General features: G+C 68.4%; 11 protein-coding genes. All 11 read left to right on the plus strand.

The genetic code is table 11. The features are described 5' to 3' along the window. Positions 1 to 260: 260 nt before the first annotated feature. On the plus strand, positions 261 to 4,343 hold the full coding sequence (locus NHN26_RS00235; protein WP_253087528.1) for a hypothetical protein: 4,083 nt from the start codon (positions 261 to 263) through the stop codon (positions 4,341 to 4,343). Continuing rightward, positions 4,340 to 5,755, plus strand: a complete 1,416-nt coding sequence (locus tag NHN26_RS00240) for a hypothetical protein (RefSeq protein ID WP_253087529.1) — start codon at positions 4,340 to 4,342, stop codon at positions 5,753 to 5,755. Before NHN26_RS00235 ends, NHN26_RS00240 begins: the two co-directional genes overlap by 4 nt. After that, complete coding sequence (locus tag NHN26_RS00245) at positions 5,752 to 8,256, plus strand: hypothetical protein (protein ID WP_253087530.1); 2,505 nt, start codon at positions 5,752 to 5,754, stop codon at positions 8,254 to 8,256. The genes NHN26_RS00240 and NHN26_RS00245 overlap by 4 nt, the downstream gene beginning before the upstream one ends. A 234-nt stretch (positions 8,257 to 8,490) precedes the next feature. After that, a complete protein-coding gene (locus NHN26_RS00250) occupies positions 8,491 to 9,102 on the plus strand; it encodes a ribonuclease D (RefSeq protein WP_253087531.1) in 612 nt (203 codons plus the stop codon). A 7-nt stretch (positions 9,103 to 9,109) separates the two neighbouring features. Beyond that, a complete protein-coding gene (locus NHN26_RS00255) occupies positions 9,110 to 10,069 on the plus strand; it encodes a KpsF/GutQ family sugar-phosphate isomerase (protein ID WP_253087532.1) in 960 nt (319 codons plus the stop codon). A gap of 3 nt (positions 10,070 to 10,072) precedes the next feature. Next, complete coding sequence (locus tag NHN26_RS00260; RefSeq protein ID WP_253087533.1) at positions 10,073 to 10,681, plus strand: hypothetical protein; 609 nt, start codon at positions 10,073 to 10,075, stop codon at positions 10,679 to 10,681. A 16-nt stretch (positions 10,682 to 10,697) separates the two neighbouring features. Then, on the plus strand, positions 10,698 to 11,198 hold the full coding sequence (locus tag NHN26_RS00265; protein WP_253087534.1) for an LptA/OstA family protein: 501 nt from the start codon (positions 10,698 to 10,700) through the stop codon (positions 11,196 to 11,198). Continuing rightward, complete coding sequence (lptB, locus tag NHN26_RS00270; protein WP_253087535.1) at positions 11,195 to 11,959, plus strand: LPS export ABC transporter ATP-binding protein; 765 nt, start codon at positions 11,195 to 11,197, stop codon at positions 11,957 to 11,959. Before NHN26_RS00265 ends, lptB begins: the two co-directional genes overlap by 4 nt. Positions 11,960 to 11,969: 10 nt before the next feature. Next, positions 11,970 to 13,226 carry an RNA polymerase factor sigma-54 gene (locus NHN26_RS00275; protein WP_253087536.1) on the plus strand — a complete coding sequence of 419 codons (1,257 nt, stop codon included), beginning with the start codon at positions 11,970 to 11,972 and terminating at the stop codon, positions 13,224 to 13,226. A gap of 92 nt (positions 13,227 to 13,318) precedes the next feature. After that, positions 13,319 to 13,882, plus strand: a complete 564-nt coding sequence (gene hpf / locus NHN26_RS00280) for a ribosome hibernation-promoting factor, HPF/YfiA family (RefSeq protein ID WP_253087537.1) — start codon at positions 13,319 to 13,321, stop codon at positions 13,880 to 13,882. 58 nt (positions 13,883 to 13,940) lie between these two features. Beyond that, a complete protein-coding gene (locus NHN26_RS00285) occupies positions 13,941 to 14,405 on the plus strand; it encodes a PTS sugar transporter subunit IIA (RefSeq protein ID WP_253087538.1) in 465 nt (154 codons plus the stop codon). The last annotated feature ends 1 nt before the right edge of the window (position 14,406 follow it).

Here is a 14,406-nt window from a genome sequence, read left to right on the forward strand (position 1 = left end):
GTTCGCAGCCGGGGCGCGGCGCTGGCGCATAAAAAGCCGCAGGCTTGCCGCTTGATCGAGGCCTGCGCGATGGGCTTTGCTGTGGCCAGAAACGAAAGCATCCGCCCCCGGTCTTGGCATATTCGCGGCCTGGGGCGCATGCCGTTCCCTGGCTGGGATAAGCGATGCGCGGGTCCGGCGCGATTCAGTTGCTTCGGCGCGGCATGGCCGCGGGGCTGGTCATTGCGGGGACAAGCGCCCTGGGCGCCGTGCCCCCGGGGATGGCTCTGGCGATGGTGCTGACCGGGCTGGGCGTCTATGCCTTCTGGCCCTGGCAACCACCGCGAGAGAGCATTCACCGGATGGCGCGGGGGACGGCAGTGGTCGGTCCCGACCTTCTGGGCATGGCGCTGGCCGCGCTGTTCCTGGCATTACCGGTCTGGCTGGGCAGGGCCGAGACCGGCGGCGTGCATTTCTCGGCGGTGATGCTCTGGCCAATGGCGCTGGGCGGCGTGGCGCTGATGGCGGTCGGATGGCGAAACGGCTGTTTCGGTCTGCGGATCATGGCCGACGGATTCGAATTTCACGACATCTCGGGCATCCGCACCGTGCCGCGGGCGGCGGTTCTGGCGCATCGGCCCTGGCGGCGCGGGCTGCCCGGCTGGATGCGCGCGCTTGCACCGGTCCTGCCGCCAACGGCCGCCGGAGCGATCCTGCTGGCGCGCGACAGCACCGGGCTGACACTGGAGCTGGACGATGGCAGGCGCCTGAACGTACCCGCCGAAGGGTTCGAGGCCGGGCTGAAGGCGCTGCAACATGCGCTGCGCCAGACCGCTCTGCTGTTCGTGACGCTTTTGACGCTGGCGGTCTCTTCCCTGGCCGCGTTTCCCGCATATTCCGAAACCCCGGCGCCCTATCCTCTTGGCGAGGCCACGCTGTCATTTCCGGTCGGATGGGCGGTGACGGGCGGGGCGCGCGATCACGGGGTTGATCTGGCGGGGCCGGGGGGCGAGGTCCTGATGGCATTCTGGTGGTTCCCCGACGAACCGCTGGCGCGCGAACCGGACACGCTGCTTTTCGAGACGCACAGCTTTCCCGCCGGGTCCGCGCTGGTGCAGACGCAACGGATCGGGCGGCTTGCCAGTGCCAGCGTGGTCTTCGAGCACACCAATGCCAGGGACGAGCGGCTGATCCTTCGGCTGGAGGGTGAAGCCATGGACCCCGACGCCCTGCTGGCGCAACTGCTGGATCTGGCGGGGCGGGTGCGCTTTGCCGGTCGGGTGGCGGACGCGGTGTCGGCACCGGGGCTGGCCGCGAACCACACCGACCCGGCCAGCGGGCTTGCGCTGCATGTGCCCGAAGGCTGGGCCCGCTATTCCGCGGATCTGCCCGGGCTGCGACTTGTCGCGCTGGTGCCGCCGGGGGCGGACGCGCTGGTGCAGGTGGCTGTGGCAAGCCCGCAGGGCGGGCGCGATGCGGTACAGGTGCTGGCCGATTACGAGACGCTTCTGTATCGCGAGGCGGTGATCCCGCGCCAGATCGAGGCCGAGCACGACAAGGCGCTGGCGGGCCAGCCCGGGCGCAGCACGACGGTTCTGGCGCGGCTCTATTCCATCGGCGGGTTGAGCCTGCCCTATGAGCGCGGGCGCGCCACGCTGTCGCGGGCGGGCGACGCCACCCGCGGGGTACTGGTGCTTCAGGTCCATCACCCCGAGGCCAGTGCACATCTGGTCGCATTGCTGGATGGCGTGCGCCAGAGCGTTGCCCTTGTCCCCGAGGGCCACGCCGACGGCCCGGACGGCCCGGCCCCGATGGCGCAGGTCAAGCCGCCGCAGCCCCCACCCCCCGCCATGGCCGCGGCCCCGACTGCGCCACCGCCCACTCCACCGACGGTCCCGTCGCTCGCGCAGACCGGCCCCGCCCTCCGAACCCCGTCCGCCCCGCCGGGCTGGGACGCGGTACTGGCAGAGGTCGGGGCGCTGCTGGGAAAGGCGGACTGCGTCCCGGCGGACCCGGCCAGACTTGCGGCCAGTGAGGCGCTCGCAGACCTCGGCCTTGCCCCGCAGCATGGCGCGCTCTGCGGGCCGCTCACGCTTTACGCCGTCGGCCTGCCGGTCGATCCGCGCGGCGGCACCGCGGGCTTGCTGGGCCTCGCCGCGCAACGCGCCCAGGCCGCCCAGGGCGCCGCCCTCGCCCTGGTCGATCCCGCCCGCCGCGCCGTGATGGCCATCGAGCCGGGACCAGAGGGCCTCTCGGTCAGGGTGCTGGAACTGGGCGCAGGCACGGCGCCCCTGGCCTTGCAACACGCGCGGCCAACCGAGTTCCCCAGCCGGGCCGAAGCCACTGCGCAGCACGATCCCCCCTCCGCAGCCGACTTCGACGGCGCGCCCTCGCCCGACTGGCTGCCGTTCCAGCAGCGCGGCGGCAGGTTCGACGAATGGGCGCACCATGAGAGCGGCGCGCTGGTGGTTGACCTGCCTGCGGGATCCAACCTGCGCAGCACCGGACTGCGCTCGGCCGGGCCCGTGGTGACCCTGCCTCGCCCTGCCGACGCTGTGGCGGCGCGAATCGCGCTGGACATCGACCCGGAAGAGACCACTCATTTCGTGCTGGCCCTGATGCCACCCGACAAGCCCGAGGGCGACATCTGGTCGGACCATCTGATCTGGCTGGGACTGCAAGAAACCGATTCCGGGCCGACCGAACTGGCGCTGGCCATCCAGAAGACGGTGCAGGCGCGCATCCCGCGGCCCGAGGAAGCCGACCTCGCGGCACTCGCGCTTGTGGTCCGGCCGGACCGGGTGGTGCTGGTGACGGGCGCGAATGGCCGCATCCTGATGGAGGGCCGCCGCCCGCCCGAGGCAGAGCCGGGGCCGGTGCATGCGCAGATCGTCGCCCAGACGCGACTGGGTGGAGCGGGCAGATTTGTCCTGCGCCGCCTGACACCCGAACAGCCGCCATTTTTGTCCACGGGCAACCCGGCGCTGCCCGTGGACGAGACGCCACAGAAGGCGGTTCTGTTCGATGCCCCCCGCGGTATCGGCCCGCATCTTGAGCCGTTCGAGACCGCGCGGCTGAGGCTGGCCGACAACATGGTTCGACAGGACGATCATCTGGCGATCACGCTTCCCGAGGGGCTGGGCAATGGCTGGCTGGGTCTCTTCTCGCCCGACGTGCTGATCTGGCCCGATGCGCTGGAGGGCGGCGGCGAGGTTCGGCTGGGCCTCGAGATCGACCCGGTCGAGACGGACGCGCTGCGTATCGTGCTGTCGGCCCAGCGCACGCAGACGGGCAGCGAGCCCGGCGCGCCGCGCATGGCGCTGGACTGGCGGATGGGGGCGGATGGCCCCATGGTGGGAATGGCACTGGATCAGGCCAACCCGACCGCGAATGCCGTCTCTGCCCCCATGCCCGGAAGGTTCTCGCTGATCCTGAGCGAGGGCGCACTGCGGCTCGAGGCCGAGGGGATCGAGCCCATGGGGCTGGACTGGCCACTTCTGGCCAGCGGGCAGGGGCTGCGGCTGGCAGTGCTGACCGGTGGCGGTGCGGCAACCGAAACCCCTCGCCTGCGTCTGCGCCGGATCACGCTTGAACGCCTGCCCGGCGCGGCCCCGGAGCAGCCCGAGCCGGCCCCTGTCCTGCGTCCGCTTTTCCCCGAAGGCCGCACGGGCGGCTGGGCACCCTTCGATCTCAACGGCGATGCCTTCGAGGAGAATGCCCGCCTGACGGTCGAGGGGGCGCTGCGGGTGGACAAGCCCGCCCGCCACGAATGGCCACGGGCGGGCGTGGTCTCCGATGCGCCGATCGCGGTGCTGGACGACCGGGTCGAGGCCGCTGCGTTCCGGCTGGCGCTGGCAGTCGCACCGGGGGAAACCGATGGGCTCGAGGTGCTGCTCTCACGCGAGGCGGACGCCAACATGGCCCGCACCGCCGAGATGCAGCTGCGACTGGTACGGCTGGACCGGGGTCTATACGCGGGCGACTGGGCAATGTCGCTGTCGCGCGGGGTATGGGCCACCTGGACGCGCCGCGTGCCCGCAGCCGCGATGGCGGGCTGGTCGGGCAGGCTGGAAATCGACCTGACCCCCGGCACGGTCACCGCCACGCTGCCGGGCATCGTTCGGATTCGCGGCGCGGGCTTTCCCGGCATCACCCGCACGGCCGAACTGTTCATGGCGCTGCAATCGGCCTCGGCGCATCGCTACGGTCCGGCGCGGCTGGCGCTGGATGCGGTGTGGGGCGGCTGGGTCGTGCCGCAGGGGGTCACCGCGGTGGAGCGCGAGATGCTGAAGGATACCGAAGATTTCGACCCGATGCGCTTTCTCAGCCTTGTCGAGGACAAGGCGACCGGAGACAACCGATGAACCCATTCCACCCAGGGTCCCGCCCGCGCCTTGCGGTCCTTGTCGCGCTTGTCGCACTTGTCGCGCTGAGCGCAGGACCGACAGCCGGACAGGCCACCACGGATGCCTTTGCCGGCGGGCCGCTGCGACCAAAGGTCGACGATCTGGGCGCCTATCGCCTTGAAACCCACGAGGCCCTGGCCAGGCTTATGTCAACCGCGGGCGACCCATGCGTTGCCAATGTCGCGGCCTCGCTCTTTCTCGACGCGCATCTGGCCGAGACCGGACTCCTCGAACAGCTCCGGAGCGTCGACCGTCCGGCGGAGGCAATTGCGCGGATCGCGACCATCTTTGCCCTGCCAGATGCCGCCGGCATCGGGGGAAACATTGCCTCGATGCTGGGCCATGCTTCCATCGGAGCCGCCCTGAACCTCGTCAGCGTCGGGCAAAACACCCTGAAAAGCTATGACGTGCTCGTCGAGCACAGCATCGGCTCGCTCGAACAGCGCCAGGCGATCTGGACCCAGGAAATCGTCCAGAAAAGCATCGACTACAAATGGGATCCCAAGCTGGTTTCCGACCGCTCCCGGCAGCTTGCGGACAGGGGTCAGGTAATCGTCGCCGAAATGCAGGACCTCGGCGACAGGACCGAAGTCGAGATCCTGAAGTTGGAACAGGACTTCAGGGCCGAACTCGAGCGTCTCGAAAGGCGAAAGGGCGACCGTATCGATGCCCTTCGCGAAGCTCTTGGCGGACCACGCGACCTGGCAGGCTCCCGTCAGCTGGAAGTCTTCGAGAAGGAGTACAAGGATGGGGAACAGACCGCGATCAGCAACCGGTATGCCAAGCTGACCGCGATCACCGAGTCCTACGAACGCAGCGCGGGCCAGCTTATCGAGGATCTGGCACGCAACGCCACCCAGCAAGAGGCGCTGGCGCGCTATGCCTGGCCCATTGCGCGGGGCGAATGCGCCCAGATCACACGCGAGGGCAAGGCCGCGGCGATCCCGCGTCTGCCCACCGGCCTGGAAGAGCCTTACGAGCGCGACGCGGCCGATGCCGGGCGGCTGGCCGATGTGCTGAAGCTGCCGCATGACAAGCTGATGGTGACGCTGGAGGCACTGGTTCTGCAGCCATCCACCGATTTCCTGTCCTGCGTGTGCCATGCGGCCGCCTATGGCCGGTCGCACACCGCGCAATTCTACCATCCCGACACGCTGGGCGAATATGACAAGCGCTATGCCTGCAACAAGCCGGGCGATCCCTGCATCGTGTCGGGCTATGGCTGCATGCGCTATCCTTTGCCCTCCGATCCCAAGTATTGGGAACGCTGCGCCGCGCAGATGCAGGGCGAGGCGGGTCAATCCTTTACCGACGCGATCCTGTCACGGATGAAGTCCCAGGTCGCCCGCTTCCAGGAAGCCCCGAAATGACCCCGTTCCCATTCCTGCGCTCCGCACTTCTGGCTCTGGCACTGGCCGGTCCCGCCGCCGCACAGCAGGCCATCGCCCCAGCCGACCCGCCACCCGGCTGGCAAGCCGACAGCCTGCAGGGCATCGTCTTTGCCGTACCCCAGGGTTGGGTCGAGATGGAGCGGGCCAGGGACATCGTCACGCTTTTCGGCGGTGATCCCGAGACGCGCACAGGCCCGGCCTTCGGCATCACGCTGACCCCTCGGCCCGAGCGCATGTTCGAAGGCAGCGAGATGACAGATTTGGGCCGTGTGGTCTTTGACAGCGGGTTGGAATTCACCCGGTTTTCGGCGCGCGAGACGCCCGAGGCAGGCATGGTGATCGAGGGCGAATTCCTGATCTCGGCCGAGCCGATGCCCGACGGGAACCACATCGTCATCCTGATGAGCGGCTTCAACACGCCCTTTGCGGCGCATCGGGACGTGTTCGACAATGCGCTGGGCGCGCTGCGCCTGCCCGCACCCGGCCAGTCCGCCCTGCGCCCGGCACTGGGGGGCGCGTTCGGGGTGGTCCGGCCACCGGGCTGGGACATGAGCGAGTATGACGACACCGTGACGCTGGAACGCCGCGGCCTTCAGGGCGCGGTCCGGCTGATGCGCCACCCCCCGCGCGCGCCGGGCGGCCACCGCAGCGGCTGGCCCGTGATCGACGCCGGAACAGTGGGCCAGCCGGTGCTTTTTCTGGACCAGGACGCGATCCTCTATGAGCGCGAGGCGAAATCGCGCCTTTACAGCGATGGGCGCGACAGCCTTGAAAAGTCCCGGTTCTTCGTGTTCGAGACCTGCCTTGAGGGTGGCGATACCGCCTCGGTCGAGGTTTCGGGCATGCCCGGATTCCATGCCGATCCCGCGGTGCTCCGTCTGATCGATTCGATCAGCTACACTGCCAGCGGGGAGGCCTGCCCGGCACAGGACTTGCCCGAGGGCGCGCCAGCTGGCACCCCGCGCAGAGAACGGAGCATCGAAAGCCACTACACGATCTGGGTGCAGCCCAGGCTACCAGGCGACGGCTGGACGCCCCACAGTTTCAGCCCTCTCGATTTCGCGCTTTACGCGGGGTGGTCGGCCCTGCCCGGCGACGGCGAGTGGTCGCACTGGATGTCGCGACAAGGCGAATACGAACTGGCCATGCGCCTGCATCCCGACCCGGTCGGTCCGGCCGCCCGCAGGGGCGAATTGCGGCTGGCCGACGGGACACGGTTCTACCGTCTGCCAGTGAGCGATGGCACGCTGCTGGCTTCGGTCGCACCGGTCGGCCCCGAGGGCTATCTGCTGATCGAGGCCAAGGGCAGTTCGCTCGACGGGCCGGGCTTCGACTCCATTCTGGGCACGATGACACTTCGCGTTGCCGCGGAGGCGCCCGCAGACCCCGTCGGGCCAGACGGTCCGGTGACGGTGCTGGACGGCATGGCCCGCATCACCCTGCCCGACGGCTTCACGCTGCTGACCGAACCGGATGCCGTGACGCTGATGGCCGAGGACGGGCGCGGCTTCCTGACTCTGGCGCGCGGGCCCGCGGTGATGCCGCCGCACGGGATCCTTGCGCGGATGCCCGAGGGGCGGCTTGGCTCGTGGGGCGGCGGGGCGCATCACAAGGAATGGACGGAATATGGCTGGCCCGGGACGCTTCCCGAATTCATGGACGGGGGCGGGCTGGTCACCGGCTGGCATTTTCTGCGCATCGCGCGCGAATGTCTGCCCGGCGGGGTGCCGGTCGCCTTTGCCTGGGGCGGAGTCACGCGGTTCACCGGTGGCGACAGCCTCGATCGGGCGCGCAATGCGTTCGATATCGTCTGGCCCGAGGGCATGACCCCCTGCACGCCCGACGAGATCGTGGCCGCGGCGCTGGCCGCGCGCGGGGGGGCCTCCCCTGAAACAATGCCCGAAGCGGCGCCAGCGCCAGCGCCTCAGCCCGAGGCGGAACCCGTTGCAGCGCCGATGCCAGTGCCCGCCCCCGACCCCGTGGTCACACCGGCGCCCATTCTTGCACCCCCGCCGCCGCCCCCGCCCCCGGAGAATGCCGAGCCAGACCTCTTTCAGGACATCGGCGGCGGCTATGCGCGCTATCGCAATGCCCGGTTCGGCACCGAGATCACTTATCCCGCCAGCTATTTTCAGCCCGAGCCGCCGCCTGGCAACGGCGACGGCCGCCGCTTCGCTTCCGCGGATGGCGCCGCGCGGTTCCTTGTCTTCGCCCAGTTCAACGTCCTGGGCCAGAGCCTTGGCGACCTAATGCAGGCGGACGAGGGAACCCTGGGCCGCGAGCGGATCACCTACCGCGCCTCGGGTACGGGCTGGTATGTGCTCTCCGGGCTGGCAGATGGCCGTATCTTCTACCGGAAGGTCATGCTGACACCGGACGATCTGATCCGGGTGTTCGAGATCATCTATCCCGAGCAACTCAAGGCCGAGTTCGACCCGGTGATCGGCTACATGGCCCGAAGCTTCGGCCCCGAAGACTAGGTTTTCGGTCGGCGGGCATTGCATCGAAGTGCTTCGCGGGCCCTGGATTGCGGCCGATGCTCCTGCAATCGGGGGATGCCGAAATAATCTGGACCCTCGGGGACGCCGCCGCTATGGTCCGCCCGCAGATCCGGGTCGAGGGCCTGTTCGCCGGGAGTGCGGGTATTCCTTGGGGTTCGGGTCTCGGAACGAAGGTTTCTCCCGGGCACCGCTCCCCCCAGATCAGAGGCAGAATTGGCGAATTTTCTCTACCGAAACGACCTGCCTGACGACCTCGATCTCGGGGCAATGGTGGCCATCGATTGCGAGACGATGGGCCTGAACCCGCATCGCGACCGGCTATGCGTCGTGCAGCTTTCGGGCGGGGACGGCAATGCGCATATCGTGCAGATCGCGATAGGCCAGACAGAGGCGCCGAACCTGACAAGGATGCTGGCCGATCCGGCGGTCCTGAAGCTGTTTCACTTCGGCCGCTTCGACATCGCCGCGCTGCTGAACGCCTTCGGCGTCGTGACAGCGCCGGTTTATTGCACCAAGATCGCCTCGAAACTGGTGCGGACCTATACCGACCGGCACGGGCTGAAATACCTGCTTCAGGAATTGCTGAACGTCGACATCTCGAAGCAGCAGCAAAGCTCGGACTGGGGGGCAGAGGCGCTGAGTGCGGCGCAGCTTGAGTATGCCGCTTCGGACGTGCTGCACCTGCATGCGCTGAAGGCCGCGCTGGACGGCATGCTTGCACGCGAGGGGCGGGCGGACATGGCGCGGGCCTGTTTCGACTTCCTGCCGATGCGGGCGCGTCTGGATCTTGAAGGCTGGCCCGAGATCGACATCTTTGCCCATTGAGCAACCCATGAACCGCGACACCTATATCTCCATCGGCCGCCGGGTGCTGACCAGCGAGGCCAGGGCGCTGGCCAGCCTGGCCGAGGCGCTGGATGACAGTTTCGCGGCCGCGGTCGAGTTGATCCTGGCCGCCGAGGGCCGGGTGATCGTCTCGGGCATGGGCAAGTCGGGCCATGTCGCGCGCAAGATCGCGGCGACCTTCGCCTCGACCGGCACGCCCGCGCATTTCGTCCATCCCGCCGAGGCGAGCCATGGCGATCTGGGCATGCTGGCCAAAGGCGACGTGTGCCTGGTTCTGTCGAATTCGGGCGAGACGCCGGAACTGGCCGATATCGTCGCCCATACCCGCCGCTTCGGGATCCCGCTGATCGGGGTGGCGGGGCGCGCGGACAGCACGCTGTTGCGCCAGTCCGATGTCGCGCTGGTGCTGCCGCCCGCCGAGGAAGCCTGTCCGATGGGCCTTGCGCCCACCACCTCGACCACGATGACGCTGGCGCTGGGCGATGCGCTGGCCGTGGCGCTCATGGAGCATCGCCACTTCACGCCCGAGAATTTCCGCGCCTTCCATCCCGGTGGCAAGCTGGGGGCGCGGCTGTCGCGGGTGGGCGACCTGATGCATGTGGGCAATGAACTGCCGCTGGTAGCGGCGGGCACGCCGATGGCCGATGCTTTGCTGACCATGAGCCAGAAAAGCTTTGGCGTGGTCGGCGTCACCGGCAAGGATGGCACGCTTGCCGGTGTCGTGACCGATGGCGACTTGAGGCGGCACATGGTGGGCCTGCTGGATCGCCGCGTGGACGAGGTGATGACCGCAGACCCCCTGACCATCGGACCCGGCGACCTGGCCGAAAAGGCCGTCGCAGTGATGAACGGGCGCAAGATCACCTGCCTGTTCGTGGTCGACGCCGGGGGTCGGCCGCAGGGCATCCTGCATATCCACGACTGCCTGCGCGCCGGGGTCGCCTGAGGCATGGCCTCGCATGACAACGCCTATTCCCGGTTCATCGCGCTGGCCAAGATCGTTCTGCCGCTGGCCGCGCTGGGGATCCTGTCGACGCTGTTCCTGATCTCGCGGGACACGCCGTCCGGGGATGACCTGCCCTATTCCCGCGTCGCGGTTGACGAACTGATCCGCGAGCAGCGGATCGGTGCGCCGAACTATGCGGGCGTGACGCAGGACGGTACAGCCATCCTGTTCCGGGCCGAGAGCGCCCGCCCCGATACCGACGCTTCCGGGCGCGCCATGGCCGAGGCGGTGCGCGCGCGTCTCGACATGCCGGACGGCAGCCATGCCGACATCGCCGCGCGGCGCGGCGTTGTCGATACTGCCGCGGGGCTTGCAGTGCTGGAGGGCGAGGCGCTGATCGACACCTCGACCGGCTACCGGGTGCGGGCCGCAAGCCTCACGTCGATGCTGGAACGGACCGATGTGGTAGGCGAGGGACCGGTCACGGCCGAAGGCCCGCCGGGCCGGATCGAGGCGGGCGCGATGCGGTTGAGCACAGATCCCGGTAACGATGACCGGTACGTTCTGGTTTTCAAGGATGGCGTCAAGCTGGTATATGAACCCGGTCGGTAGGGGAAAGGTCCTGATCTTGTCGTTTCGCGTCGTTCTGGCCGCGCTGGCCCTTGCCTGTTGCGCGTCGGCGTCCCTGTCGCAGGGCGCCGAGATCGCATTCGGCGCGCTTGCCCATGATCAGACCCTTCCCGTCGAGGTCACGGCAGACCGACTGACGGTCGACCAGGCCGACGGTACCGCGATCTTTACCGGTGGCGTGCTGGTCGGCCAGGGCGACATGCGCCTCTCGGCCCGGGAGGTGCTGGTGGTCTATGCCGCCGAGGCCGAGGAGTCGGGCCGCATCTCGCGGATGGAGGCCAGCGGCCAGGTCGTGCTTGCGCTTGGCGCCGAGGCCGCCGAGGCCGACAAGGCAGTCTACTCGATCGACGATGGCACCATCGTGATGACCGGCAGCGTGCTGCTGACCCAGGGCCAGAGCGCGATTTCAGGTGAACGGCTAGTGGTCCATCTCGACAGCGGCACCGGCACGATGGAAGGCCGGGTACGCACCGTGCTGCAACCAGGCGGCACGCGATGACCGCAGACCGCGCCGAACTGACGGTGGCCGATGGAACGCCCGGCCTGCGCGTGTCGGATCTGCGCAAGAACTACCGCCGTCGCCCGGTGATCCGCGATGTCAGCCTGACGCTCGACCGCGGCGAGGTGGTGGCGCTGCTGGGGCCCAACGGATCGGGCAAGACCACCTGCTTTTACGCCATCGCGGGGCTGGTGATGCCCGAGGGTGGGCGGGTCACCATCGACGGGCGCGACGTCACCGGCCTGCCGATGTATCGCCGCGCGCGGATGGGGATCGGCTACCTGCCGCAGGAGGTCTCGATCTTTCGCGGGCTCAGCGTCGAGGACAACATACTCGCGATCCTCGAACTGGTCGAGAGCGACCGCCACAAGCGGCGCGAACGGCTTGAGGAATTGCTGTCGGAATTCTCGATCGAGCATCTGCGCCGGGCCGCCGCCGTGTCGCTGTCGGGCGGCGAGCGGCGGCGGGTCGAGATCGCGCGCTGCCTGGCCGCGAACCCGAAATACCTGCTGCTGGACGAACCCTTCGCAGGGGTCGATCCCATCGCGGTGGGCGAGATCCGCGCGCTGGTGGCCGATCTCAGGACGCGCGGGATCGGGGTCCTGATCACCGACCACAACGTGCGCGAGACGCTGGAGATCGTCGACCGCGCCTATATCCTGCATGACGGCCGCGTGCTGATGAGCGGCACCACCCAGGAGGTTGTCCGCGACGAGAACGTGCGGCGCGTCTATCTGGGCCAAAGCTTCCGCATATCGTGACGGCGGCCCGATGAACCTTCGCCCCTCGCTCGCCCCTCGCCAGTCGATCGGACTGCGCCTTACCCCGGCGTTGCGCACCGGCCTGTCGCTCTTGCGGATGCCCGCCACCGATCTGGCCGACGAGTTGCGCCGGGCCGCCGCCGAGAACCCGCTGATCCGGCTTGCCGAGGATGTCCCCGAGGGGAACGCGGGCTGGCACGGGACCGATACGCTTGCCGCCCCCGACCCGCTGGGCGAGCGATTGCGCCGCCAGATCGCGCTGATGCCCCTGGAGGCCGCCGTCTCGGCCATCGCGCGATTCCTGACCGGGGATATCGACGATCACGGCTATCTCGACCCCGAAGCGCAGGCAAATGTCGAGGCGATGGGGATCGCGCCCGATCAGGTGGCCAAAGCGATTGCCGCCCTTCAGGCCTGCGAACCGGCGGGCGTGGGCGCGCGCAATCTGGAGGAATGCCTTGCGCTGCAATTGCGCGAGCGCGGTTTTTCCGAGGCCGAGGCGCGCGCCGCCTGCGCCCGGCTCGACCTGCTGGCCGAGCGGCGGCTGGCCGAACTGGCCGCTCTCACCGATATCGATGCGCAGAAATTGCTGGAAATGGCCGATGCGCTGCCCGGCCTCACGCCGCGGCCCGGCGACGGGATCGGGGACGAACCGCTGCCGCCCGTGCCGGAAATCCTGGTCGAGCAAGGACCGGACGGCCAGTTCTGCGCGGTGCTCGACCGCCTGGCCCTGCCGCATGCCCAGTTCGATACGGCCCTCGCAGATGGGCTCGGCTCCGCCGCCGGACGGATGCGCGATGCCGCCCAGACGCTGATCCAGGCGCTGCGCTTTCGCGAACGTACGCTCGAAGCGGTGGCGCGACTGATCCTGACCCGCCAGCACCGTTTTTTCGCCGAGGGCCCCGAGCACCTTCTGCCCATGACCCGCGCCGAGATGGCCGGCGCACTGGGCCTGCATCCTTCGACGGTGGGCCGGGCGCTGGCCGACAAGGCACTGGCCTTTCGCGGGACGGTCCATCCGCTGTCTCTGTTCGTATCGCCCGCGTTGCCCGCGACAGGCGCGCGCGGCGTCACCGCCTATGCCGCCCAGCGCCGGATCCGCAAGCTGATCGAGGCGGAGACCGTCGATGCCATTCTCTCGGATGCCGAGATCGCGGAGTTGCTACGGCGGGAGGGCGTTGACATCGCCCGGCGAACTGTCGCCAAATACAGGAACTGCCTGACCATTCCGCCATCCTTCGAACGCAGGAGGCTAAGGGGGGGATGAGGATGAAACCGGCCTTGAACCCCGTTGACCCCGCAACGCACGCGCTTTAACGGGGGGCGATCCTGCACAGGCAGGAAACTTCAGGAGGCAAGATGCAGTATCAGATCAGCGGCAAACAGATCGACATCGGCGAGGCGCTGCAGACCCACGTCAAGGACGAGCTGAACGCGGCGGTGAAGAAATACGCCGAACGGCCGACCGATGCGAATGTCGTGTTCTCGCGCAATGCGCATGAATATGTCTGCGAGGCGACCGTGCATCTGTCCACCGGGTTGACGGCCCAGGCCAAGGCGCACGCCACAGAGATCTATGCGGCCTTCGACAGCTGCTGCAACAAGATGGAAAAGCAGCTGCGCCGCTACAAGCGCCGGCTGAAGGATCACCACCGCGACCGCGCCGAGCCGGTCGAACTGATGCAGGCATCGTCCTATATCCTCGCGGCAAGCGGGCATGATGAAGAGGCCGAGCCCGAGACGCTCCAGCCGATGATCATCGCCGAGATGGAGACGCAGATCCCCTCGATCTCGGTCGGTGAAGCGGTGATGCAGATGGAGCTATCGGGCAGTGACGTGCTGGTTTTCCGCAACGAGAAGACCGGCAAGATCAACGTCGTGCATACCCGCGGAGACGGGAATGTCGGCTGGATCGACCCTTGAGCCGCAGGCCGCCTGACGCAATCCGCGCCGGGCGCGGCAGGACAGAAGCGAGAGGCACATGCAGCTTTCCAGCCTCCTGAAACCCGAAGCCGTTCGGGTTCTCGGCACGATGTCGAGCAAGAAGCGCCTGTTCCAGGAACTGGGCGAGGTGGCGCATTCTGTCTACGGCCTGTCGGCGACCGAGGTCGTCGACGCGCTGCAGGAGCGCGAAAGCCTCGGCCCGACCGGGGTCGGGCATGGCGTCGCCTTGCCCCATGCCCGGCTTTCTGGTCTGGACAAGGTCCAGGGCGCCTTCATCCGGCTGGAGAAACCGATCGATTTCGGGTCGGTCGACCGGCTTCCGGTCGACCTGATCTTCGCATTGTTCGCGCCGCTGGATTCGGGCGTCGACCATCTCAAGGCCCTTGCGCTCGTCTCGCGGACGCTGCGCGACACGACGGTCTGCGGCAAGCTGCGCGCCAATACCGACCCCGCGACGCTGCACGCGGTACTGACCGAGGCGCAGGCCTCGCAGGCGGCCTGAG

Source organism: Rhodovulum tesquicola (genome assembly GCF_024128855.1).
Lineage (GTDB): Bacteria > Pseudomonadota > Alphaproteobacteria > Rhodobacterales > Rhodobacteraceae > Rhodovulum > Rhodovulum tesquicola.

Coding starts and splice junctions, on each gene's coding strand:
- NHN26_RS00245 (WP_253087530.1), top strand. CDS start 5,752: ATGACCCCGTTCCCATTCCTGCGCTCCGCACTTCTGGCTCTGGCACTG.
- NHN26_RS00240 (WP_253087529.1), top strand. CDS start 4,340: ATGAACCCATTCCACCCAGGGTCCCGCCCGCGCCTTGCGGTCCTTGTC.
- lptB (WP_253087535.1), top strand. CDS start 11,195: ATGACCGCAGACCGCGCCGAACTGACGGTGGCCGATGGAACGCCCGGC.
- NHN26_RS00275 (WP_253087536.1), top strand. CDS start 11,970: ATGAACCTTCGCCCCTCGCTCGCCCCTCGCCAGTCGATCGGACTGCGC.
- NHN26_RS00235 (WP_253087528.1), top strand. CDS start 261: ATGGCTCTGGCGATGGTGCTGACCGGGCTGGGCGTCTATGCCTTCTGG.
- hpf (WP_253087537.1), top strand. CDS start 13,319: ATGCAGTATCAGATCAGCGGCAAACAGATCGACATCGGCGAGGCGCTG.
- NHN26_RS00255 (WP_253087532.1), top strand. CDS start 9,110: ATGAACCGCGACACCTATATCTCCATCGGCCGCCGGGTGCTGACCAGC.
- NHN26_RS00285 (WP_253087538.1), top strand. CDS start 13,941: ATGCAGCTTTCCAGCCTCCTGAAACCCGAAGCCGTTCGGGTTCTCGGC.
- NHN26_RS00260 (WP_253087533.1), top strand. CDS start 10,073: ATGGCCTCGCATGACAACGCCTATTCCCGGTTCATCGCGCTGGCCAAG.